Origin of the sequence: Nonomuraea sp. NPDC051191, from assembly GCF_044455665.1 — a bacterium.
Lineage (GTDB): Bacteria > Actinomycetota > Actinomycetes > Streptosporangiales > Streptosporangiaceae > Nonomuraea.
In genome coordinates this window covers 461,881-483,101 of sequence record NZ_JBITEZ010000003.1, presented here as the reverse complement: position 1 = coordinate 483,101, position 21,221 = coordinate 461,881, and the positions used below count along the sequence as shown (strand labels likewise).

Below are 21,221 nucleotides of genomic sequence, written 5' to 3'. Positions count from 1 at the left end.
TATGGTGTAAGCCATGCTTCGCAGTGAGATTCTCGTAGTACTTCGCCGGCGCGCAGGCCGATAGCGAAGCACTCCGACCTGCGCGCCGCCCCACACCCACCTCCGCCGGTGGGACGGGGCATTTTTTATGTCCTTAAGTGAGTAGCCACGCAAGGAACGAGCCGATGACCGAACGGATGACAGGTGCACAGGCCCTGGTGAGGGCGCTGGAGCACGTGGGAGTCGACACCGTGTTCGGGATCCCGGGCGGCGCGATTCTGCCCGCCTACGATCCCCTCTACGACTCGACCAAGGTCCGGCACGTGCTTGTACGGCACGAGCAGGGCGCCGGCCACGCGGCCGAGGGTTACGCGCAGGCCACCGGCAAGGTGGGCGTGTGCATGGCGACCAGCGGCCCCGGGGCCACCAACCTGGTGACGCCCATCGCCGACGCCTTCATGGACTCGGTGCCGATCGTGGCGATCACCGGCCAGGTCGCCGCGCCGATGATCGGCACGGACGCCTTCCAGGAAGCCGACATCTCCGGCATCACCATGCCGATCACGAAGCACAACTTCCTGATCACCGATCCGGCGGACATCCCCCGCACGATCATGGAGGCGTTCCACATCGCCTCGACCGGCCGTCCCGGCCCGGTGCTGGTGGACATCTCCAAGGACGCCCTGCAGGCCCAGACCACCTTCAGCTGGCCGCCTGTCATGCAGCTCCCGGGCTACCGCCCGGTCACCAGGCCGCACTCCAAGCAGATCCGCGAGGCCGCCAAGCTGATCGCCGAGTCGCGCAGGCCCGTCCTGTACGTCGGCGGCGGCGTGCACAAGGCCGGTGCATCGGCCGAGCTCCTGCAGCTCGCCGAGCTGACCGGCATCCCGGTCGTCACCACCCTGATGGCGCGTGGCACGTTCCCGGACAGCCACCCCCAGCACATGGGCATGCCGGGCATGCACGGTAGCGTCTCGGCCGTGGGCGCCCTGCAGAGATCCGACCTGATCATCGGGCTGGGCGTGCGCTTCGACGACCGGGTGACCGGCAACCTGTCCTCGTTCGCGCCGCAGGCCAAGGTCGTGCACGCCGACATCGACCCCGCCGAGATCTCCAAGAACCGGCACGCCGACGTGCCCATCGTGGGCGACTGCAAGGAGGTCATCAGCGACCTCGTCGGCGCGATCCAGGCCTCGGGCCAGAAGGGCGACTACACCGACTGGTGGACCGTCCTGAACGGCTACAAGGAGACCTACCCGCTCGGCTACGAGACCTTCGAGGACGGCACGCTGGCCCCCCAGTACGTGATGGAGCGGCTGAGCGCCATCGCCGGGCCCGACGCGTACTACGTGTCGGGGGTCGGGCAGCACCAGATGTGGGCCGCGCAGTTCATCGACTACGAGAACCCCGGGACGTTCATCAACTCCGGCGGTCTCGGCACGATGGGCTTCGCCGTCCCGGCCGCCATGGGCGCCAAGATGGGCCGGCCGGAGGCCACGGTGTGGGCCATCGACGGCGACGGCTGCTTCCAGATGACCAACCAGGAACTGGCCACCTGCGCCCTGGAGGGCGTGCCGGTCAAGATCGCCGTCATCAACAACGGCAACCTCGGCATGGTCCGCCAGTGGCAGACGCTCTTCTACGAGGAGCGTTACTCCAACACCGACCTGCAGACCGCGCGTCGCATCCCCGACTTCGTCAAGCTGGCGGAGGCCTATGGTTGTGTGGGCCTGCGATGCGAGCGCGCCGAGGACGTCGACGCGACCATCAGGAAGGCCATGGAGATCAACGACGTGCCGGTCGTGATCGACTTCGTCGTCCACCAGGACGCCATGGTGTGGCCCATGGTCGCGGCCGGCACCAGCAACGACGACATCAAGATCGCCCGGGACATGGCGCCGAAGTGGGAGAACGAGGATGACTAGGAGCGACCGATGAGCAGGCACACGCTGTCCGTGCTCGTGGAGAACAAGCCGGGCGTTCTCGCACGTGTTTCCGCGCTGTTCAGCAGGCGGGGGTTCAACATCGACTCGCTCGCCGTCGGGCCCACCGAGCACGACGACATCTCGCGCATCACGATCGTGGTGAGCGTGGAGGAGCTGCCCCTTGAACAGGTCACCAAGCAGCTCAACAAGCTGGTCAACGTCCTGAAGATCGTCGAACTGGACCCGTCGCAGTCCGTTCAGCGCGAGCTCATGCTGATCAAGGTCAAGGCCGACGCCGAGAACCGGTCGCACGTGCTCGAACTCGTCAATCTTTTCCGCGCGCGCTGCGTGGACGTCGCGGCCGACGCGGTGACCATAGAGGTCACCGGCACTCCCGACAAGCTTGAGGCGTTCGTCAAGGTCCTTGAGCCGTTCGGGATCAAAGAGCTCGTCCAGTCGGGCATGGTGGCCATCGGCCGCGGCGCCCGTTCCATTACCGACCGGTCCCTCAGGGCACTGGACCGTACCGCCTGAAAGGTTCTACAGAAGTGACCGAGATCTACTACGACGACCAGGCCGACCTGTCGATCATCCAGGGACGTCATGTGGCCGTGCTGGGGTACGGCAGCCAGGGCCACGCCCACGCGCTCTCCCTGCGTGACTCCGGCGTCGACGTGCGCGTCGGCCTCCCCGAGGGCTCCAAGAGCCGCGAGAAGGCGGAGAACGACGGGCTGCGGGTCGTCACCCCGGCCGAGGCGGTGGAGGAGGCCAACCTCACCATGATCCTCGCGCCGGACCACATCCAGCGCCACCTGTACGCCGAGCACGTCGCCCCCAACCTCGTCGAGGGCGACGCGCTGTTCTTCGGCCACGGCCTCAACATCCGCTACGGCCTCATCGAGGCGCCCGAGGGCGTCGACGTCTGCATGGTCGCCCCGAAGGGCCCGGGCCACCTGGTCCGCCGCCAGTTCGAGGCCGGCCGCGGCGTCCCGTGTCTCGTCGCCGTCGAGAAGGACGCCTCCGGCAAGGCCCTGGACCTGGCGCTGTCGTACGCCAAGGGCATCGGCGGCACCCGCGCCGGCGCGCTGCGCACCACCTTCACCGAGGAGACCGAGACCGACCTGTTCGGCGAGCAGGCCGTGCTGTGCGGCGGCGTCTCCGAGCTGATCAAGGCGGGTTTCGAGACCCTCATCGAGGCCGGCTACCAGCCCGAGGTCGCCTACTTCGAGTGCCTCCACGAGATGAAGCTCATCGTCGACCTCATGTACGAGGGCGGCATCTCCAAGATGTACTGGTCGGTCTCCGACACCGCCGAGTACGGCGGCTACACCCGCGGCCCGCGCGTCATCACCGACGAGACCCGTCAGGAGATGCGCCGCATCCTCGGCGAGATCCAGGACGGCACCTTCGCCCGGCAGCTCGTCGAGGAGTTCGACGGCGGCCAGAAGGACTTCACGCGCTACCGCGAGGAGCTGGCCGAGAACCCGATCGAGAAGACGGGCGCCAAGCTGCGTCCGATGATGAGCTGGCTCAAGGGCTGACCTTCGCGCCGCACGTCGCCCGCCCGCTGCACGGTCAGCGGGCGGGCGATGTCTTTTCCCCGACTTCGGGGGGTTTCGGGCGGTCCGATGGCATGATGCCGGGATGCCCTTCGATCACAACGATCACTACCACCGGGCGATGGCCCGGCTCGTGCCCGGAGGAGCCCGTACGGCGCTCGACGTCGGCTGTGGCACCGGGCGCTTCGCGCGGCGGCTCGCGGGCCTCGGGATCGAGGTGGACGCGGTGGACCCGGCCCCGGAGGTGATCGAGGCCGCCTCGGCGTCGCCGGTGGACGGCGTGCGGTTCGTGTGCGCCGACGTCACGCGCATGGAGCTGCCCCCGGGGCGCTACGACTACATCTCCTGCCTGGCCAGCCTGCACCACATGCCGTTCGGGACGGTGGCGGCCCTCCGGGACGCGCTGGCGCCCGGCGGGGTGCTGGCCGTCCTCGGGTGCTACGCGGAGCGGACGACGGCCGACTTCGTCTGGAGCCTGGCGGCCGTACCGGCGAACGCGGCGGCACGGGTGGCGGTGGCGGCGGGGGAGCGGGCGGGAGGTCGGGACGGAGGGCGTCGTGCCGTGCATGTGCCCGCGCCTGTACGGCCGCCGGAGATGTCCCTGGAGGAGGTCCGGCAGGAGGCGGCGTCGCTGCTCCCCGGCTTCTCCCTGCGCCGGCGGCTCTTCTGGCGTTACCTGCTGACCTACCGCAAGCCGTCCTGACCTTCACCGCGGTGAGCGCGGTCTCCGGAGGTGAGGGCCCAGGCGGCGATGGCGGCGGCGACCGTGGCCGGGGCGATGAACGGCGTGAGCGGGTGGTGCAGGCGTAGCGCCAGGGCCGCGATGACGGCGCCGGAGACCACGCAGAGCACCACGCCCAGCGGGCGCAGCATCCCCGAGCGCGGACCGACCGCCCGGCCCGCCAGGCTGGTCAGTGTGCCCGTGAGGTAGGTGGTGGACAGCCCGGGGCCGCCCGCCCAGCGCGTGACCGCGCTCTGCAGGCCCATCGCCGTCCCCGAGGCGGCGATCAGCGCCGGACGCGGCAGCACGTGCGCCGCCCATCCGGCCGCCACCAGCACCAGCAGCGCCAGCTCGGCGAGCAGCACCGTCAGGGGACGCGCCGGCACCGCCGCCGGGGGATCCCGTCCCGCGGACGGGGTGCGGCCCAGCAGGGTGAAGCCCGCGGTGAGGCCCAGGCAGAACGTGGCCAGGGCGAGGCCCGAGCGGATGACGTGCGAGGTGTCGCCGGTGCCGATGGCCAGGCCGAGAAGGACGATGTTGCCGGTCATGTTCGCGGTGAACACCTGGCCGAGCGCAAGGAAGCTCAGCGCGTCGACGGCCCCTGCCGCGAGCGCCAGAGCGAGCATCGAGAACCGTCCGAAACGCATACTCCGAGCACTATAGCGGTTACTCTACGTAATTAGTCAATGAGTCGGGTGTTATCGGGTCCGTCTAGAGATCCCCGTCCGGTCTTGGGGTTCGGTGGGGAGTCTTGAAGCCCCCGTGAAGCGTGATAATAATACCGGTATAGTTATCGTGCCGAGGGCTGGGAGGCCGCTGTGATCACGCTCAAGACCGCCGGGGAGATCGACGCCATGCGGGAGGCGGGCCGCGTCGTGGCCACCGTGCACGCCGCCGTCAGGGAGCGGGCCGCCGTCGGGGTGTCGCTGCTGGAGCTCGACGAGGTGGCCCGCGAGGTCATGCACGAGGCGGGGGCGCGGTCGTCGTTCCTGGGCTACCATCCGTCGTTCGGGGCCATGCCGTACCCGGGGGTGGTGTGCACGTCCGTGAACGGGGTCATGCTGCACGGGTTGCCGACGCCGTACCGGCTGCGCGACGGCGACCTGCTGAGCGTCGACTTCGGCGCGCACGTGGACGGCTGGCACGCCGACGGCGCGGTCAGCTTCTCCGTCGGGCGCGCGCGGGCCGAGGACCTGAAGCTCGTCCAGGTGGCCGGCGAGACGCTGGCGGCGGGCATCGCGGCCGCCGTGCCCGGAGGCCGGATGGGCGACATCGGCCACGCGATGTCGCTGGTCGGCCGCGGCGCCGGCTACGGCATGCAGAACGACTTCGGCGGCCACGGCATCGGCCGGGCCATGCACGAGTCGCCGTTCGTGCCCAACGAGGCGCGCGCCGGACTGGGACTGCGGCTGCGTCCCGGCCTGGTGATCGCCATCGAGCCCAGCCTGATGGCGGGCGGCGACGACGAGTACCGCATGGCCGAGGACGGCTGGTCGGTGTGCTCCGGGGACGGCAGCAGGAGCGCCCACGTCGAGCACACGGTGGCCATCACCGCCGACGGCCCGGTGGTTCTCACCCTCCCCTGAGAGGACGCGTCAGTGCGGGGTCACGGCGGAGCCGGATATTCCTCTGCCGCGTACACCTGTCGGTCAAGAAGGGCGGGCCGTGTCATCCCTTCCCTCATGCCGCGTGTTTGCGCAGGTAAAGACAGAAATACCGGCGTTTGTTGAAAGAGGGCCTAGGGCAAATCTCCTCCCGATAGCTACGGAGAGTAGTCGATAGGTATCAAGGAGAATCGATATGTTCAGACAAGGGCTCATCCTGGCCGGGCTCGTCGGCGGGATGGTCATGGTCGGCGGCTCGGCTCTAGCGGCGACCCCTCACATGGCCTTCGTCCCTCACTCCGACGAGGACCCGGGCCGGGTTCTCTTCGTCTGCGGTGACGAGAACATCTTCGCCCGTGGCGAGGTCGACAACAGCACCAGCGGTGTGCTCGTCCTCGAGACCGGCGACATCCTGAGCCAGATCCTCGGCATCAAGAGCAAAGACACGAAGTGCGCTGTCAGCTGACGTAATTCCTCAGCGGCTGAACTGCGTGACCGAGGGGTCCGCCCGTCCGGGCGGGCCCCTTTGCCGTGCCGCGACGCGGCGTGGCCTGTGCCGGTCCCCCGGTCGAGGGGGGGCGGGCCCGGCCGCGGTCCGGTGTGCGGGGGGACGTGCGGCGCGGGCCCGCCGGGAGGGAGCGTGCCGGGCATTCGGTGGGACGACCGGCTTGGGGGTGTGGCCGGTGACGGCCCGGCGCTCCCGGGATCTGGGGGTTCGCCTCGGCGTTGACTCCGAATTCTGGCGCGCCTGTGTCGGCTATGTAGTGAAAATGTGGACTATATCTGGGGCTCCAGGTGATCGGATCGTGATCACCTCTGTCGAGCCGGGGCGGCCCCCATGCGTCGGAGGCCGCCAGGCCCTCTACCGGGCCGCTAGCACTGGGCCGGCTTGAGCCACGAGCACTCCAGGTCGCCCGCCGTTCCCTGGTCGGCGGCCTTGAGCTGGGCGGTGACGTCGGTCGCCGTCGCCCGCGAGAACTGCGCGAGCCGTACGGCGATCTTGTCCTCGATGTCCTTCGGCGAGCCGGACAGGAACTGGTTCAGCATGATGGAGAAGACCAGCGGCTCGCCCTCGGCGCTGGTCACGTAGCCGGACAGCGAGGTCACGCCGGTCAGCGAGCCCGTCTTGGCGTGCACGTTGTTCGCCGCGGGGGTGTTCCGCATCCGGCTGCGCAGCGTGCCGCCGGTGAAGCGGTCGGCGTTGCCGGCGATGGGCAGGGCCTCGTACCAGGTGCTGAACCACGGCTTGGTCCGTACGGCGGTCAGCAGCTGCACGATCGAGTCCGGCGAGAAGCCGTCCCGGCGCGACAACCCGGAACCGTCCCGCATGTTGATCACCTGGACGCCGTTGGCCTTGGCGAAGTCCGTGGCGACCTTGAGGCCGGCCGACCAGGTGCCCTGGTTCGCGGCCTTGCGGCCCATGGCCTTGGTCAGGATCTCGGCGTGCATGTTGTTGCTCAGCTTCAGGAACGGCACCAGCAGCTCGCTCAGCGGCATCGAGTCGTGCCTGGCCAGCTCGGCCGCCCCGGCGGGGGCCGCGCCCGTCGCCGTCGGCCCGAGCACCCGTACGCCGTGCGCGGCCAGCGCCTTGCGGAACAGCGTGGACACGTACGCCGTGGGGTCGTCCACCGCCACCCACTCCTGGTACGGGTCCGCGACCGTGCCGGTGATCACGACCGTCCGGGAAGCGTGCTGCCGTTCGATGAGCACGTCGGTCTCGGCGCCCACGGTGGCCTTGTTGACGATCTTCAGGTAGTCGGTCTCCGGGGTCGTCGAGACCTTGACCTGGCCGCCGTCGGCCTCCACCGAGACGATCACCGAGCCGGCGTCGTAGTCCCGGTCGGGGGAGGCGGTCAGGGCGGAGATCGGCGCCGCGTAGTAGGCGGTCTCGTCGTCCCAGGCCCAGTCGGTGCCGAGCCGCTGGCCGTCGAACCAGGTGTCGTCGGCGATCAGCTTGCCCGTGACGACCTTGACGCCGGATGCGGCGACCTTGGCCGCCAGCGCGTCGTAGTCCTCGGCGAGCATGGTCGGGTCGCCGGTGCCGCGCAGCACGAGGTCGCCGGTGAGCACCGAGCCGACCTTGCGGCCGGCGTTCAGCACGGTGGTCGGGAAGCGGTAGTCCAGGCCGAGCGTCTGCACCGCCGCGGCCGAGGTGAACAGCTTGGTGTTGGACGCCGGGGTCAGGAGCTTGCCGGCGTCGGTGGCGTAGAGCTGCTCGCCGTTCGCGGCGCTCTTCACGACGACGCCCGCCCGGCCGATCGTGAGCCGGGAGTCGCCGAGGATCTGGTTGATGTCCTGGGTCAGGTCGGCCACGCCGGGCGAGGGGTCGAGGGCGACCGCCGGTGTGGAGGGGCCGGACGCCCACGCGAGTGCCGCGACGAGCGTGCCCGCGAGGAGGGAGGCTGAGGTGCGCCGCATGTGGTCTCCAAGGGACTGGGGGATCGCATGTGAGCATGAATCAGCGCAGTCGCCGTGTAATCCGCAAATATCCGTATTTCTGGGGCGAGCTCCGGCGGCGCGCCGTGTCAGACGGACGAAATGTCCGAGGCCAGCAGGAAGCCGCAGTCGCCGAAGGAGATCTCGTCGCCCGACTTCACCCGGGCGGGCCCCACCAGCCGCCACCCGTTGAGCCGGGTGCCGTTGAGCGAGCCGAGATCGACCAGCATCCAGCCGCCGTCGCCCTCCCGCCGCAGCTCGGCGTGCACGCGCGACACCGTCAGGTCCGACAGGACAAGATCGCAGGCCGAGCCCCGGCCGACGACGTAACGCAGCCGGTCGTCGTCCGGCAGGGCCAGCCGGGGCAGCCGGGGCCGCCGCCAGGCCGACTGGAGCCGGGTGGTGAACTCCGACACCGACGAGACCGCGTCCGTGAGCCGCTGCCTGATCGTCGCACGTCGCGGCAGGTCGGCGACCAGTTCGTCGAGCTCGTGCTGGTTGCGCGCCCGCAGCGCCTGGTCGACCCGGCCGACGAAGGTGTCGTGGGAGATCCGGCCCTCCACGGCCCGGTGCTTGAGCTCGTCGATCGCACGGTCGCGTTCCCCGTCGGAGGCGCGGAACGGCGGTTGTGTGGAGCTCATGTCCCGAGTATCGGCCTGAACGGCGTTCCGTGTCCAGAATACGCGGATCGGTTGCGGTGGCCATACTCGGTATGCATACTCAGTATCCATGTCGATCAGACACGGACTGCTCGCTCTGCTGAGCAGCGCGCCGCGCTACGGCTATCAGCTCCGGGTGGAGTTCGAGGCGTCGACGGGGGCGACCTGGCCGCTCAACATCGGCCAGGTCTACACGACGCTCTCCCGCCTGGAACGTGACGGCCTGGTGGCGCCCGGCGGCGCCGACGAGCAGGGCAGAGCCGTCTACACGATCACCGAGGCCGGTCGGGAGGAGCTGGAGCGATGGTTCAGCACCCCCGTCGACCACTCCGACCGGCCTCGGGACGAGCTCGTCATCAAGATCGCGATGGCCGTCGCCGCCACCGACGTGGACGTCGGGGAGGTCATCCAGGCCCAGCGGATGGCGGGCATGCGCACGCTTCAGGACCTGACCAGGGCCAAGAGGGCCACGGGGGGCGGTCTCGCCCAGCGGCTCGTCCTGGAATCGATGATCTTCAAGGTCGAGGCCGAGCAGCGCTGGCTTGACCACTGCGAGGCCGTTGTCAAGGAGAAGAACCAATGACTGTGGTGGAGCTGCGGGACGTGACCCGCGAGCACGGCCAGGTGCACGCCCTGCGCGGCGTCAGCCTGGAGGTGGGGCAGGGGGAGCTCGTCGCGGTCATGGGCCCGTCGGGCTCGGGCAAGTCGACCCTGCTCAACCTGGCGGGCGGCCTCGACCGGCCCACGTCGGGAGCGGTCCTGATCGAGGGCCGTGACCTGGCCGGGGTCCGCGACCTGGCCGCGCTGCGACGCGGCAGCGTCGGGTACGTCTTCCAGGACCTCAACCTGATCCCGTCCCTGACGGCCGCCGAGAACGTGATGCTGCCCAGGGAGCTGGACGGCGTCCGCGCCGCCCAGGCCCGCCGGGAGGCGCTGGCCGTCCTGGCCGACGTGGGTGTGGAGCAGATCGCCGACCGGTTCCCCGAGGAGCTGTCCGGCGGCCAGCGCCAGCGCGTGGCCATCGCCAGGGCCCTGGTCGGCGAACGGCGGCTGCTGCTGGCCGACGAGCCGACCGGCGCCCTCGACACGGCCACCGGCGACGAGATCCTGCACCTGCTGCGCGAGCGCTGCGACGCGGGCGCGGCGGTGCTGCTGGTCACCCACGAGCCGCGCTACGCGGCCTGGGCCGACCGGGTGGTCTACCTGCGCGACGGCCTGATCGCGGAGGCGTCGGCGGTGCGGCTGGAGAGCTCTCGATGAGCGCCTTCCTCGCCGCCCTGCGCATCTCCAGGCGGAGCGCGTGGCGGGCCAAGGGCCGTACCGCGCTGATCATGGTGATGATCGGGCTGCCGGTGCTGGTGATCACGGCGGTGCTCACCGGGGCCGCCACGACCAACATCACCATGCAGGAGAGGGCCGTGTCGGAGATCGGGGCGGCCGACGCCCGCCTGTCCACCTTCTCGTTCCGCCTGCCGGTCAAGCAGAACTACGACGGCTACTCCGCGTACCAGAGCCAGAGCACCGGCCCGATGCGGCCGTGGACGACCGCCGAGATCAACACGCTGCTCCCCGGTCGCCTGCTGCGCTACCAGGAGAGCGTGGTCAACGTCCGGCTGCCCGACGGCTTCAATATGGCGGACGTCCTGGAGATCGACCTGCGCGACCCGATGACGGCCGGGATGCGCCCACTGAAGCAGGGCCGGTTCGCCACCGCGCCGGGGGAAGTGGCGATCTCGTCGAAGATGGCCGACAGCGGCGTCCGGGTGGGCGACACGCTCGTCACGCGGCGGCCGGAGCGCACCGTGAAGGTGGTCGGCGTCGTCGAGAACCCCAACAGACCCGGCATCCTTGAGCTGGTCGCTCTGCCGGAGGGCCTGCTCCAGCGCCAGAACGACGGCAACAGCAGCGGCTGGCTGGCCGACACCGCCGTTCCCGTCATGTGGTCGAAGGTGCAGCAGCTCAACCGGGTGGGCCTGGGCGTCACCTCCCGCGCGGTGCTTGACGCCCACGCGGGGGACGACTCCCGCTTCGACGGCCCGGGAAACACACGGGACCTGGTCCAGCTCGGCGTCGCGATCGTGCTCGTCGTCATGGAGACCGTGCTGCTGGCCGGGCCGGCGTTCGCCGTGGGGCTGCGGCGGCGGCGCAGGGAGCTGGCGATGATCGCCGCGCAGGGCGGGTCGGCGCGGCACCTGCGCATGATCGTGCTGGCCGACGGCCTGGTGCTCGGCGGCGCGGCGGCCGTGCTCGGGGTGGTCCTGGGCATCGGCCCCGGCCTGCTGGTCGAGTCGATCGCGGCCAGGGAACTGGACTGGACGCACGGGCCGGCCGACGTGCCCTGGCTGCCGGTGCTCGGCGTGGCGGTGCTCGGCCTGGTCAGCGGGCTGGTCGCGGCGATCGTGCCCGCGGTGCAGGCGAGCCGGCAGAACACCGCGCTGGTGCTGGCCGGGCGGGCCGCCGAGGTCCGGGGGCGGGCCCGGCGTCCCGTGCTCGGGGTCCTGCTGCTGGTGGTGGGGCTGGGGGCGACCGGCTACGCCATGACCAGGGGCGTGGTGTCGATGACGGCGGCCTTCGTGCCGTTCGTGCTCGGCGTGGTCGCGTTGATGCCGTGGCTGGTCCAGGCCACCTCGCGGATCGCCGTCAGGCTGCCGCTCGCGCTGCGCCTGTCCGTGCGCGACGCCGCGCGCCACCGCGTCCGTACGGCCTCCGCCGCCGCGGCCGTCATGGCGGCCACCATGGGGGCGGTCACGCTCGGCATCGGCAGCAGTAGCGCCTACGCCCACCGGGAGGAGATGAACGTCTCGGTGTTCCCACTGGGCAGCACGGTGATCGGCGGCGCCACGGCGATGGACGACCAGACGTGGACCCGGCTGAAGCAGGCCGTCCGCGTTCGCTTCCCCGGCACGGAGATCGTCACCGGACATGAGGTGACGGACGCCAAGGGCCGGACCATGTGGTTGACCCTGAACGGGACGTGCGGGACGGAGCTGTGCTCACCGTGGGTCCACGACCGTCCCCCGATCGGCGGCGCCGACCTGCTCGCCTTTCTCCAGAAGCGCCGTGACCCGCAGGCGGCCGCCGCGCTGGCGGCGGGCAAGGCCGTGGCGTTCAGCCCGGACGTGGTGCGCGACGGCATGATCGAGGTCTCCGTCGACCGCCAGGACTCGACCACCCGCTCGACCATCAGGACCATCCGGATCCCGGCCGTGTTGTCCACCGGGGCCGAGCCCCGTCAGGCGGGCGCCATGATCCCGCCGCAGGCGCTGACCAAGGCCGGGTTCGGCGTGGTCGAGCGGCTGCTCTACACCGCGTCCCCGCCGCGGGACGAACGGCGCATGGAGGCCGACCTGCGGGGCGAGGTGAACGGCAACCTGTTCCTCTACGCCGAGCGGGGGATGGGGGAGGAGCGCGCCTTCGTCCTCATGATCCTGCTCGGTGCGGCGCTGACCCTCGTGCTCGGGGGCACGTTCGCGGCCACGGGGCTGGCGGCGGCCGACATGCGTCCCGACCTGAACAACCTGTCGGCGGTCGGCGCGGCGCCCCGGGTGCGCAGGCTGGTGGTGGCCGCCCAGGCCGCCTACATCGCGGGACTCGGCGCGGGAGTGGGCCTCCTGGCCGGATGCGTCGCCGGGGTGGCGGCGACCTGGCCGGCGACCAGGGAGGGCAACGCCGGCTCGCGGCCCTTCCTGGACGGTCCCACCATGATCGACATCCCGTGGCTGTTCCTGGCCGCGCTCGTGCTGGGGCTGCCGCTGGTCGCGGCCCTGGTGGCCGGGCTGTTCACCCGGACGCGGCTGGTGCTGGCGCGGCGGGTGGCCTGAGCCGGTAGCGCAGCGTCACCAGCACGGACAGGAAGATGATCAACGCCGGGACCGCGGTCTGCCCGATGAGGACCGCGGTCACGGCGCTGTCCGGCTGCTGGACGGGCGTGCCCGCGTCGGACTCGACGAAGCCGCCGATCGACAGGATGATCCCGAAGATCAGCGCGCCGAACGAGCTGACGCCGCTCTCGATGGCCGTCCACAACCCGGTCAGCACGCCCGCCCGCCGCTTGCCGGACTCGGCCGCGTCCGTGGCGACCACGTCGGCCAGCATCGAGAAGAGCATGAGCTCGACCCCGGCGATCCCGATGCCGACCAGCAGGATGGTCAGGTGGGCGTACAGGGGGCCGAACAGCGGGGTCGCCATGGCCGCCGCCGTGCCGCCGCCGAACAGCAGCGCGGCCAGGATCATCGCGCCGCGCTTGTCGAAGCGCCGGGCCAGCCACACCCACAGCGGCATGGTCAGCAGCATCGGCCCGACCAGCGCGGCGAAGAGCGTCTGCGTGCTCTTGGGCGACCCCAGCGTGTACGACGCGAAGTACGGCGCCGCGGCCAGCATCATGCTGACGGCCAGCATCTGCAGGCAGGCCATGACGGTCAGCCACAGGAACGCCCGGTTGCCCCGGATCGCCGCGAACTGCTCGCGCCACCCGCCGTGGTCGGCCTCCGGGGCGCCGGTCATGGGGGCGCGGGCGGTGCCGAAGAAGGAGCCGAGCATCGAGGCCAGCAGGATGAGCGCGATCGTCAGGCCCATCAGCCGGTAGCTGCCGAGCGTGCCCTCCTCGCCCTGGCCGGTGGCGATCATCGGGGCCAGCACGCCGCTGATCGCGGTGGCCGCGCCGATGAAGACCATCCGCCACTGCAGCAGTGAGGTGCGCTCGTGGTAGTCGTCGGTCATCTCGCCGGGCATGGCCTTGTACGGCACCTCGTACAGCGCGTACGCCGTGGCCGTCGCCATGAAGCACAGCCCGACGTACAGGGCGGCCGGGACGCCGGTCAGCGGCGGCCCGGCGAAGACGAGGAAGAAGGCGACGGGCAGCGTCAGCGACCCGGCCAGCAGCCAGGGGCGGCGCGGTCCCATGCGCGAGACGGTCCGGTCCGACCACCGGCCGACCAGCGGGTTGATGATCAGGTCCCAGACCTTGGGGGCGGTGACCACGACGCCGGCCAGCCACGCGGGCACCGCCAGAAAGTTGGTCATGTAGTACAGCAGGAGCAGGCCGGGCACGGCGCTGACCGTGGCCGTGCAGAAGGAGCCCACGCCGTAGCCGAGGCGCACGCCCCTGGAGACCGTGGGCGCGCTCACCGGCGTTGTGATCATGAGCCTTATTCAAGCCGAGCGAGAGCTTGTTCGGTAGGGCCCAGTTTCCCGGGCCCCACCGGCGGCCACTCCAGAACGGCGGCTACTCCCGGACGTTGGCGCACACCACGTGCGCGCCGATCTCGATCATCCGGCGCTCGCTGCGCGCGTCGGCGACTCTGGCCATGAGGATCGGCGCGCCGCTGGCCGCGAACTGCGGCAGGCGGGCGCGGACCAGCCGGTGCAGGTCGCGGACGACGTCCTCGGCGGCCGACATGTGCACCTTCACGTGCAGCATGATCCCGGTCGCCCCGGACGCGGTGCCGGCCTCGGAGATCCACACGTGGTGCACGAGCGGGAAGTCCGCCAGCAGTTGCGCGATGGCCTGCCGCAGCGCCGGCAGGATCGGGTGCGTGCACCGGCGGTAGCCGGGGTCCACCTGCTGCATCGGCCCCGACAGGTGGGGCCGGGGCGCGGGCACCCACGGCAGCGCGGGCGCCTGCGGCGTCGGCGGGGCCGCCTGCGCCATCGCGGGCACGCGCGAGACGGTGGCCATCGCGCCCGTCGCGTAGGCGGCGGGCACCGCCCCCGACAGTACGGGCGTGTGCCCCGAGCGCGTACCGGTGAGGAAGCGCTGGAGATCGTCGATGGGCACGGCCGCGGCTGCGGGGCCGGCGGCGTCGATCACGATCTCCCGCACGCCGGTGACGCGCTGGATGTCCAGGATGGTGTCGGCGTCGCACACCGAGAGGGAATGGCTGCCTCGGTGCCGGGCATAGGTCGTAGGGCTGGTGTAACCGAGCAGAACCCGGTCACCCGCCTGGGTCGTCCCAAGGACGACCGATCGATCTGGTCGCACTGCCACCAGGACTCCACCGTCGGCGAGGGCCGCCAGCAGGCGATGGGGCGTGCCATGCTGTGCGAGCACGTCGGCAAGCGCAGGATTCCCGATGCTCATATGACGAACCATAGGTAGTCGGCCACGGCTTATCAGGCTAATGGCGAATAAATCTCCCGATCAAGACAAAGATGTATGCGAAGTGGATGACTTTGCCGCGACGGGGGTAGCCGGAGCCGCGTCCGGGAGCCCGTGACGCCGGGCGGGTCGTCTCAAATCGTGGGTCCCTCGTGAACGCGTTCACAAGCGCGGATAGACTCAGAGAGATCCGAGGGACCCATCGACGTGTCCCTCCAGCCCGCCGCATGCCCCTAAGGATCCACGCCTGTGAACAAGCCCGTCGTTCTGGTCGCAGAGGAGCTGTCCGAGGCCGGCCTCGCCGTGCTCGGCGCCGATTTCGAGGTCCGCCACACCGACGGAGCGGACCGTTCCCAGCTTCTGCCCGCCCTCGCCGACGTGGACGCCCTGATCGTGCGCTCCGCCACGCAGGTCGACGCCGAGGCCATCGCCGCCGCGCCGAAGCTGCGCGTGGTCGCCCGCGCCGGCGTCGGCCTCGACAACGTCGACGTCGAGGCCGCCACCAAGGCCGGTGTCATGGTCGTCAACGCGCCGACCTCCAACATCACCAGCGCCGCCGAGCAGACCATCGCGCTCATCCTGGCCAGCGCCCGCAACACGGCCCAGGCCCACGCCGCGCTGAAGAACGGCGAGTGGAAGCGCTCCAAGTACACCGGCGTCGAGCTGGACGAGAAGGTCGTCGGCATCCTCGGCCTCGGCAAGATCGGCCAGCTCGTGGCCCAGCGGCTCCAGCCGTTCGGCGTCGAGCTGATCGCCTACGACCCCTACCTGCCGCCGGCCCGCGCCGCGCAGATGGGCGTCAAGCTGCTCAGCCTCGAAGAGGTGCTCAAGCAGGCCGACTTCATCACCGTGCACCTGCCGAAGTCGAAGGAGACCCTCGGGCTCATCGGCGACAAGGAGCTGCACGAGGTCAAGCCGTCCGTGCGGATCATCAACGTGGCCCGCGGCGGCATCGTGGACGAGGCCGCGCTCTACTCGGCGATCAAGGAGGGCCGCGTCGCGGGCGCCGGCCTCGACGTGTTCGCCAAGGAGCCGTGCACCGACAGCCCCCTGTTCGAGCTGGACCAGGTCGTCGCCACGCCGCACCTCGGCGCCTCCACGCACGAGGCCCAGGAGAAGGCCGGCACGCAGGTCGCGCGGAGCGTGAAGCTGGCGCTGGCGGGCGAGTTCGTGCCCGACGCGGTCAACGTCCAGGGTGGCGCGGTGGCCGAGGACGTCAAGCCGGGCCTGCCGCTGGCCGAGAAGCTGGGCCGGGTCTTCACCGCCCTGGCCGGCGAGGTCGCCACCAAGCTCGACGTCGAGGTCCGCGGCGAGATCGCCTCCCAGGACGTGCGGGTCATCGAGCTGGCCGCGCTCAAGGGCGTGTTCGCCGACGTGATCGAGGAGCAGGTCACGTACGTCAACGCGCCGCTGCTGGCCAAGGAGCGGGGCATCAGCGTGGAGCTGGTGACCAGCTCCGAGAGCCCCGACTGGCGCAACGTGGTGACCCTGCGCGGCGTGCTCGCCGACGGCCGGCACGTCTCGGTCTCCGGCACGCTGTCCGGCCCCCGGCAGATCACGAAGATCGTCGAGGTCAACGGCTACGAGATGGAGATCGAGCCGACGGCCCACCTGTCGTTCTTCACCTACACCGACCGTCCGGGCATCGTGGGCGTGGTCGGCCGGCTGCTCGGCGAGGCCGCCGTGAACATCGCCTCGATGCAGGTGGCCCGTGACGTCAAGGGCGGCAAGGCGCTGATCGCGCTGACCGTCGACTCGGCCATCCCGGCCGCCGTGATCGACCAGATCGCGGCCGAGATCGGCGCCGAGAGCGGCCGTTCGGTCGACCTGGAGGACTGACCTCCGCCGCCGCGGGACCGACCCCCAGATCTGGGGGAAGGCCGTCACCTGGACCGTTCCGGGTGGCGGCCTTTTCTTGTCTCAGAATGCGAGATAGTAGGACATCCAACGAGACAGCCAAACCGCCGCCGGGTACCGTGGATGGAAATGCGCCAGGTGCTCGTACTCATTACCTGCCGCGGCGGGGCCTGTTAGGGCAGGCCGACGACCCGCCGCGGTGAGTGGTGACGTCGTCGGCCGGTCAGTCCCTTTTCCTTCGCCCGGTCCGTGACCCGGACCCGCGAGAGCAGGCCCGGTCGGATTCGCGACCGGGGTCCGACGCCCCCCCTTTGGAATGCGCCCGCGAAACGAGATGAGCGACATGTACGAGATGTATGCCTGGAACCGTACCGAAGAGAACGAGAACGAGGCCGCCGAGGCCCTGCAGACCGCCCTGGACCGCAGGGACAACGGCGGCGCGCCCCAGAACTCGGCCCGGTAGCGCCCGCCCTCAGGCCCGCGCCGCGGCGTGGGCCAGGGCGAGCGCGCCGAGCAGCGGCGCGTCGTCCGTGAACCGGCCGGGCCGGATCTCCGGCGGGAACGGCACGGCGCGCCGCACCTCGCAGGCCAGCCTGGGCACGATCAGCCCGGCCGCGCCCATCATGCCGCCGCCCACGACCAGCCGCTCCGGGTCGAGCGTGACGCACAGGTTCGCCACGGTCATGGTCAGCACCCGCAGCGTCTCCTCCACCAGCTCCGCCAGCGGCCCGGAACGTGCGGCGAGCACCTCCTCCGCCGTGGTCGCGCGGCCGAGCAGCGCGCCGCCCCTGGCCGCCAGCCCCGCGCCGGAGACCAGCTCCTCCAGCGGCACCCGCCCGTCGGCGAAGGCCGCCTGCCCCGGCGTGACCTGGAGGTAGCCGATCTCGCCGGCCGCGCCGTGCGCCCCGGCCACCACCCGGCCGCCGACCACCAGGGCCGCCGCCAGGCCGGTGCCGAGGTTGAGGTAGACGCCCGTGGAGACGCCGCGCAGCGCGCCCCACCGCAGCTCGGCCGCCGCCGCCGCGTTCACGTCGTTGTCGATGGCCACCGGCGTGGCGCCGAACTCCTCCCGCAGCAGCCTGGGCAGCTCCAGCCCCTCCCAACCGGGGACGTTCGGGGCCAGGCGCACCACGCCGTCCCTGATCACCCCGCAGGTCGAGAAGCCGACCGCGGCCGGCCGCCCGTCCAGGACGCGGGCCGCGGCCAGGGCCCGGACGAGCGTGTCCGGCCCGGTCTCCAGCCGGGTGCGACCGGCGACCACGGGCCCGTCGGAGCCCGACACCCCGATCGCGACCTTGGTGCCGCCGACGTCGATGCCCAGGACCCGGCTCATCGCGCGGCGCCCCTGCGGGCCAGCGAGTCGATCGCCACCGCCAGGGCCAGCACGCCGGCCGTCACCATGAACCGCACGGAGGAGTCCACGCTCAGCAGGTACATGCCGTTGGTGATCGACTGGATGACCAGCACCCCGAGCAGCGCGGCGTAGGCGCGGCCCCGGCCGCCGAACAGCGACGTGCCGCCGATGACCGCCGTCGCGATGGCCATGAGCAGGATGTCGCTCCCGCCCGACCCCTGGTTGACCGCCGACAGCCGGCTGGCCGCCAGCACGCCGCCGGCCGCCGCCAACGTGGAGGCCAGCACGAACGCCAGGATCCTGATCCTGGTCACGTTGATGCCCGCGCGCCTGGCGGCCTCGGCGTTGCCGCCGACGGCGTACAGGTGGCGGCCGAAGGCGGTGTGCCGCAGCACCAGGTCCAGCAGGACGACCAGCGCGCCGAAGAGCACCAGCAGCAGCGGCACGCCCCGGTCGGCCGACATGACCGCCACCGCCGCGCCGAGCACGACCGCCAGCCCGCCCGACGACACGGGGACCTGCCACGCCGGCGCCACGGGCAGCCCGGCGGCCAGCCGCGCCCGCCTGGCCAGCGTGGCGATCCCGGCGTGCCCGCCGGCCAGCCCGATCACCAGCGCCCAGGACAGCCAGCCCGGCAGCCAGGTGTCGCTCAGCCCGGAGACGAACCCGTTGAACGGCAGGTTGATCGTCCCGCCCTCGCGCAGCAGGTAGAGCAGCAGCCCGAGCCAGCCCATCAGCCCGGCCAGCGTGACCACGAACGACGGCATCCGCAGCTTGGTCAGCATGAGCCCGTGCAGCAGCCCGATCGCCGCCCCGGCCGCCAGCGCGAGCAGGATGGCGAGCAGCGCGTTCCAGCCCTGCTTGACGTGGACGATCGTCATGATCGTGGCGCACAGGCCGCTGACCGAGCCGGCCGACAGGTCGATCTCGCCGAGCAGCAGCACCATGATGAGGCCGAGCGCGATCGTGCCCGTGGCGGCCATCTGGAGGACGAGGTTGGTGAGGTTCTCGGGCGACAGGAAACGGTCGTTGAGCGTGCTGAACACGATCGTGATCGCCACCAGTCCGCCGACCACCGGCCAGGCGCCGACCTCTCCCTGGCGCAGCCGTCCGGTCACCGCGATCGGCATCGCCGTCATTCGCCCGCTCCTGTGATCGCGGCCACGATCTCCTCGCGGGAGGCGTCGGCCGTACGGAACTCACCGGCGTTGCGCCCGAGGCGCAGCACCACCACCCGGTCGCTCACCTCGCGCACGTCGGCGAGGTTGTGCGAGATGACCAGCACCGCGAGCCCGCGCTCGCGCAGCCGCCGGATCAGCGCGAGCACCTGCGCCGTCTGCTCGACGCCGAGCGCGGCGGTCGGCTCGTCCAGGATGACCAGCCGGGGCTCGCCGAGCAGCGCCCTGGCGATGGCCACCGACTGCCGCTGGCCGCCCGACAACATCGACACCGGCACCCTGATGTCGCCGATGCGCACGTCGAGCTGGGCCAGCAGGTCGCGGGTCGCGCGTTCCATGCTCAGGTGACGCAGCACCGACCAGCGGCGGCGTTCGGCCCCGAGGAACAGGTTGGCCACGACGTCGAGGTTCTCGCAGAGCGCGAGATCCTGGTAGACGGTCGAGATACCGAGCGCCTGCGCGTCGTGCGGGGTGGCGACGCGCACCGGCACGCCGTCCACGGTGATCTGGCCCTCGTCCGGCACGACCGCGCCGGAGATGGTCTTGACCAGCGTCGACTTGCCCGCCCCGTTGTCGCCCATGAGCGCCACGACCTCGCCGGGACGCAGGTCCAGCCCTGCCCCGTCGAGCGCCCGCACCGCTCCGTACCGTTTGGAGATCCCGGTCGCCGCGATCATCTACTCGATGCCCGCCTTCGCGCAGGCGGCCTTGACCTCGGCCGTGCAGATCTGCTCGGCCTTGTAGAACCCGTCCTTCACGATGGTGTCCTTGATCTTGTCGGCGGTGACCGCGATCGGGTCGAGGAGGAAGGCCGGGATGTCGGCGGTGCCGTTGTTCACCTTGGAGGTGGCGGCGGGCTGCTCGCCCTTGGTCAGGGCGACGGCCAGCTCGGCGGCCTTCTCCGCCTCCGTCCTGATGTCCAGGTAGATGGTCATGTACTGCTCGCCGGTGAGGATGCGCTGCACGGCGGCCAGTTCCGCGTCCTGCCCGGTGATGGGCGGCAGCTCCTTGTAGCCGGCGCGCTTCATGGCCGCGATCGCGCCGCCCGCCATCCCGTCGTTGGCCGACAGCACGCCCACGATGTCGTCCCGGCCGAGGGCGGTGATCGCCTGCTCCATCTGCTGCTGCGCCTTGTCGGGGCTCCAGTCGGGGGTGTCGAACTCCCTGCCGACCTTGACCTTGCCGTCCAGGACGTTCTTGGCGCCCTTCTTGTAGTCGGCCGAGCTCGGGTCGGTGGGCGAGCCGTGGATCATCACGATCTGCCCCTTGGCCGTGGTGCCCTTGGCGTTCATGGCGTCGAGCAGCGCCTGGCCCTGCATCTCGCCCACCCGTACGTTGTTGAACGAGACGTAGTAGGCGTAGTCGATCCCCGAGATCAGACGGTCGTAGGCGACCACGGGGACCTTCTTCTGCCTGGCCTGGTTGACCAGGGGCGCCACCGCGTTGGCGTCCACGGCGTCCAGGACGAGCACGTCGGCGTCCTGGGTGAGCGCGGCCTCGACCTGTTGCTGCTGCTTGGCCGCGTCCTGCTCGGCGTTGCCGTAGATCACCTTGCAGCCGGGGCACAACGCCTTGACCTTGGCCTCGAACAGGGGACGGTCGAAGGCTTCGTACCGGGTGGTCTTGGATTCGGGGAGGAACAGGGCGATCGTCCCGCCCTGTCGCGCCGTGTCGGTCTGCGTGGTGGCCTGCGTGGTGGTGGTCGTGCCGGTGGTGCTGTTCCCGCAGGCGGCGGCCAGCAGGACCGCCGCCGCGGGGATGAGTCGCCAAGCTCGGTGCATCGCACTTCGTCCTCTCAGAAGATGCCCGCCCCCGCTTGGTAAGAAAGGTAGTTTACTATCAGGCGAGTTGG

The 21,221-nt window shown here is 70.9% G+C and carries 19 protein-coding genes; 10 read left to right on the top strand and 9 right to left on the bottom strand.

Translation table 11 applies throughout. The features are described from left to right. Nucleotides 1-137 precede the first annotated feature (137 nt). The 4 genes from ACIA8R_RS10760 to ACIA8R_RS10745 all read left to right on the top strand — a co-directional run bounded on the left by ACIA8R_RS10760 (nucleotide 138) and on the right by ACIA8R_RS10745 (nucleotide 4,166). Nucleotides 138-1,904 (top strand): acetolactate synthase large subunit, encoded by a 1,767-nt coding sequence (locus tag ACIA8R_RS10760; RefSeq protein ID WP_357697567.1) that lies wholly within the window; start codon nucleotides 138-140, stop codon nucleotides 1,902-1,904. Between the two features lie 9 nt (nucleotides 1,905-1,913). Beyond that, nucleotides 1,914-2,438: an acetolactate synthase small subunit gene (gene ilvN / locus ACIA8R_RS10755; protein ID WP_352318972.1), complete on the top strand. Its 525-nt coding sequence runs from the start codon at nucleotides 1,914-1,916 to the stop codon at nucleotides 2,436-2,438. Between the two features lie 23 nt (nucleotides 2,439-2,461). Continuing rightward, nucleotides 2,462-3,445 (top strand): ketol-acid reductoisomerase, encoded by a 984-nt coding sequence (ilvC, locus tag ACIA8R_RS10750; RefSeq protein WP_125637313.1) that lies wholly within the window; start codon nucleotides 2,462-2,464, stop codon nucleotides 3,443-3,445. Nucleotides 3,446-3,548: 103 nt separating this feature from the next. Continuing rightward, complete coding sequence (locus ACIA8R_RS10745) at nucleotides 3,549-4,166, top strand: class I SAM-dependent methyltransferase (protein WP_397037840.1); 618 nt, start codon at nucleotides 3,549-3,551, stop codon at nucleotides 4,164-4,166. Here ACIA8R_RS10745 and ACIA8R_RS10740 read toward each other — a convergent pair. Beyond that, nucleotides 4,148-4,831, bottom strand: coding sequence for a YoaK family protein (locus tag ACIA8R_RS10740; protein ID WP_397037838.1), 684 nt, complete (start codon nucleotides 4,829-4,831; stop codon nucleotides 4,148-4,150). The genes ACIA8R_RS10745 and ACIA8R_RS10740 overlap by 19 nt on opposite strands. 171 nt (nucleotides 4,832-5,002) lie before the next feature. On the opposite strand from ACIA8R_RS10740, the gene map reads away from it, so the two are divergent. Together map and ACIA8R_RS10730 are read left to right on the top strand one after the other, a co-directional pair. Beyond that, nucleotides 5,003-5,770 carry a type I methionyl aminopeptidase gene (gene map / locus ACIA8R_RS10735; protein ID WP_364085156.1) on the top strand — a complete coding sequence of 256 codons (768 nt, stop codon included), beginning with the start codon at nucleotides 5,003-5,005 and terminating at the stop codon, nucleotides 5,768-5,770. A gap of 214 nt (nucleotides 5,771-5,984) precedes the next feature. Further along, nucleotides 5,985-6,254, top strand: coding sequence for a hypothetical protein (locus tag ACIA8R_RS10730; protein ID WP_352318980.1), 270 nt, complete (start codon nucleotides 5,985-5,987; stop codon nucleotides 6,252-6,254). Nucleotides 6,255-6,661: 407 nt separating this feature from the next. Here the strand turns inward: ACIA8R_RS10730 and dacB are convergent, their stop codons facing one another. Both dacB and ACIA8R_RS10720 read right to left on the bottom strand, forming a co-directional pair. Then, complete coding sequence (gene dacB, locus ACIA8R_RS10725; RefSeq protein ID WP_397037836.1) at nucleotides 6,662-8,206, bottom strand: D-alanyl-D-alanine carboxypeptidase/D-alanyl-D-alanine-endopeptidase; 1,545 nt, start codon at nucleotides 8,204-8,206, stop codon at nucleotides 6,662-6,664. Nucleotides 8,207-8,313: 107 nt separating this feature from the next. Next, nucleotides 8,314-8,865, bottom strand: a complete 552-nt coding sequence (locus ACIA8R_RS10720; RefSeq protein WP_397037834.1) for an FHA domain-containing protein — start codon at nucleotides 8,863-8,865, stop codon at nucleotides 8,314-8,316. 88 nt (nucleotides 8,866-8,953) lie between these two features. Here ACIA8R_RS10720 and ACIA8R_RS10715 point away from each other — a divergent pair, with 88 nt between their 5' ends. From ACIA8R_RS10715 to ACIA8R_RS10705, 3 genes are read left to right on the top strand one after another with little or no spacing between them, the layout of a single operon-like run. Further along, the gene (locus tag ACIA8R_RS10715; protein WP_357697579.1) at nucleotides 8,954-9,466 is read left to right on the top strand and encodes a helix-turn-helix transcriptional regulator; all 513 of its coding nucleotides are present in this window, start codon (nucleotides 8,954-8,956) and stop codon (nucleotides 9,464-9,466) included. Next, nucleotides 9,463-10,143: an ABC transporter ATP-binding protein gene (locus tag ACIA8R_RS10710; protein ID WP_397037832.1), complete on the top strand. Its 681-nt coding sequence runs from the start codon at nucleotides 9,463-9,465 to the stop codon at nucleotides 10,141-10,143. The genes ACIA8R_RS10715 and ACIA8R_RS10710 overlap by 4 nt, the downstream gene beginning before the upstream one ends. Further along, nucleotides 10,140-12,704, top strand: coding sequence for an FtsX-like permease family protein (locus ACIA8R_RS10705; RefSeq protein ID WP_397037830.1), 2,565 nt, complete (start codon nucleotides 10,140-10,142; stop codon nucleotides 12,702-12,704). Before ACIA8R_RS10710 ends, ACIA8R_RS10705 begins: the two co-directional genes overlap by 4 nt. Here ACIA8R_RS10705 and ACIA8R_RS10700 read toward each other — a convergent pair. After that, entirely contained in the window at nucleotides 12,664-14,025 is a 1,362-nt protein-coding gene (locus ACIA8R_RS10700) for an MFS transporter (protein ID WP_364085142.1), read from the bottom strand. The two genes, ACIA8R_RS10705 and ACIA8R_RS10700, sit on opposite strands and share 41 nt — an antisense overlap. Before the next feature lie 82 nt (nucleotides 14,026-14,107). Further along, nucleotides 14,108-14,932, bottom strand: a complete 825-nt coding sequence (locus ACIA8R_RS10695) for a hypothetical protein (protein ID WP_357697587.1) — start codon at nucleotides 14,930-14,932, stop codon at nucleotides 14,108-14,110. A gap of 297 nt (nucleotides 14,933-15,229) precedes the next feature. On the opposite strand from ACIA8R_RS10695, the gene serA reads away from it, so the two are divergent. Further along, nucleotides 15,230-16,819 (top strand): phosphoglycerate dehydrogenase, encoded by a 1,590-nt coding sequence (gene serA, locus ACIA8R_RS10690; RefSeq protein WP_357697589.1) that lies wholly within the window; start codon nucleotides 15,230-15,232, stop codon nucleotides 16,817-16,819. Between the two features lie 490 nt (nucleotides 16,820-17,309). Here the strand turns inward: serA and ACIA8R_RS10685 are convergent, their stop codons facing one another. From ACIA8R_RS10685 to ACIA8R_RS10670, 4 genes are read right to left on the bottom strand one after another with little or no spacing between them, the layout of a single operon-like run. Further along, nucleotides 17,310-18,170, bottom strand: a complete 861-nt coding sequence (locus tag ACIA8R_RS10685) for an ROK family protein (protein ID WP_397037827.1) — start codon at nucleotides 18,168-18,170, stop codon at nucleotides 17,310-17,312. Next, nucleotides 18,167-19,330: a sugar ABC transporter permease gene (locus ACIA8R_RS10680; protein ID WP_397037825.1), complete on the bottom strand. Its 1,164-nt coding sequence runs from the start codon at nucleotides 19,328-19,330 to the stop codon at nucleotides 18,167-18,169. The genes ACIA8R_RS10685 and ACIA8R_RS10680 overlap by 4 nt, the downstream gene beginning before the upstream one ends. After that, complete coding sequence (locus ACIA8R_RS10675) at nucleotides 19,327-20,046, bottom strand: ATP-binding cassette domain-containing protein (RefSeq protein ID WP_357697595.1); 720 nt, start codon at nucleotides 20,044-20,046, stop codon at nucleotides 19,327-19,329. The genes ACIA8R_RS10680 and ACIA8R_RS10675 overlap by 4 nt, the downstream gene beginning before the upstream one ends. Beyond that, a complete protein-coding gene (locus ACIA8R_RS10670; protein WP_397037823.1) occupies nucleotides 20,047-21,150 on the bottom strand; it encodes a sugar ABC transporter substrate-binding protein in 1,104 nt (367 codons plus the stop codon). Nucleotides 21,151-21,221: the final 71 nt, after the last annotated feature.

What these genes read in the sequence shown, in the direction of transcription:
- ilvN (WP_352318972.1), top strand. Translation starts at nt 1,914, where the DNA reads ATGAGCAGGCACACGCTGTCCGTGCTCGTGGAGAACAAGCCGGGCGTT.
- ACIA8R_RS10745 (WP_397037840.1), top strand. Translation starts at nt 3,549, where the DNA reads ATGCCCTTCGATCACAACGATCACTACCACCGGGCGATGGCCCGGCTC.
- ACIA8R_RS10740 (WP_397037838.1), bottom strand. Translation starts at nt 4,831, where the DNA reads ATGCGTTTCGGACGGTTCTCGATGCTCGCTCTGGCGCTCGCGGCAGGG.
- ACIA8R_RS10730 (WP_352318980.1), top strand. Translation starts at nt 5,985, where the DNA reads ATGTTCAGACAAGGGCTCATCCTGGCCGGGCTCGTCGGCGGGATGGTC.
- dacB (WP_397037836.1), bottom strand. Translation starts at nt 8,206, where the DNA reads ATGCGGCGCACCTCAGCCTCCCTCCTCGCGGGCACGCTCGTCGCGGCA.
- ACIA8R_RS10720 (WP_397037834.1), bottom strand. Translation starts at nt 8,865, where the DNA reads ATGAGCTCCACACAACCGCCGTTCCGCGCCTCCGACGGGGAACGCGAC.
- ACIA8R_RS10715 (WP_357697579.1), top strand. Translation starts at nt 8,954, where the DNA reads ATGTCGATCAGACACGGACTGCTCGCTCTGCTGAGCAGCGCGCCGCGC.
- ACIA8R_RS10710 (WP_397037832.1), top strand. Translation starts at nt 9,463, where the DNA reads ATGACTGTGGTGGAGCTGCGGGACGTGACCCGCGAGCACGGCCAGGTG.
- ACIA8R_RS10705 (WP_397037830.1), top strand. Translation starts at nt 10,140, where the DNA reads ATGAGCGCCTTCCTCGCCGCCCTGCGCATCTCCAGGCGGAGCGCGTGG.
- ACIA8R_RS10700 (WP_364085142.1), bottom strand. Translation starts at nt 14,025, where the DNA reads ATGATCACAACGCCGGTGAGCGCGCCCACGGTCTCCAGGGGCGTGCGC.
- ACIA8R_RS10685 (WP_397037827.1), bottom strand. Translation starts at nt 18,170, where the DNA reads ATGAGCCGGGTCCTGGGCATCGACGTCGGCGGCACCAAGGTCGCGATC.
- ACIA8R_RS10680 (WP_397037825.1), bottom strand. Translation starts at nt 19,330, where the DNA reads ATGACGGCGATGCCGATCGCGGTGACCGGACGGCTGCGCCAGGGAGAG.
- ACIA8R_RS10675 (WP_357697595.1), bottom strand. Translation starts at nt 20,046, where the DNA reads ATGATCGCGGCGACCGGGATCTCCAAACGGTACGGAGCGGTGCGGGCG.
- ACIA8R_RS10670 (WP_397037823.1), bottom strand. Translation starts at nt 21,150, where the DNA reads ATGCACCGAGCTTGGCGACTCATCCCCGCGGCGGCGGTCCTGCTGGCC.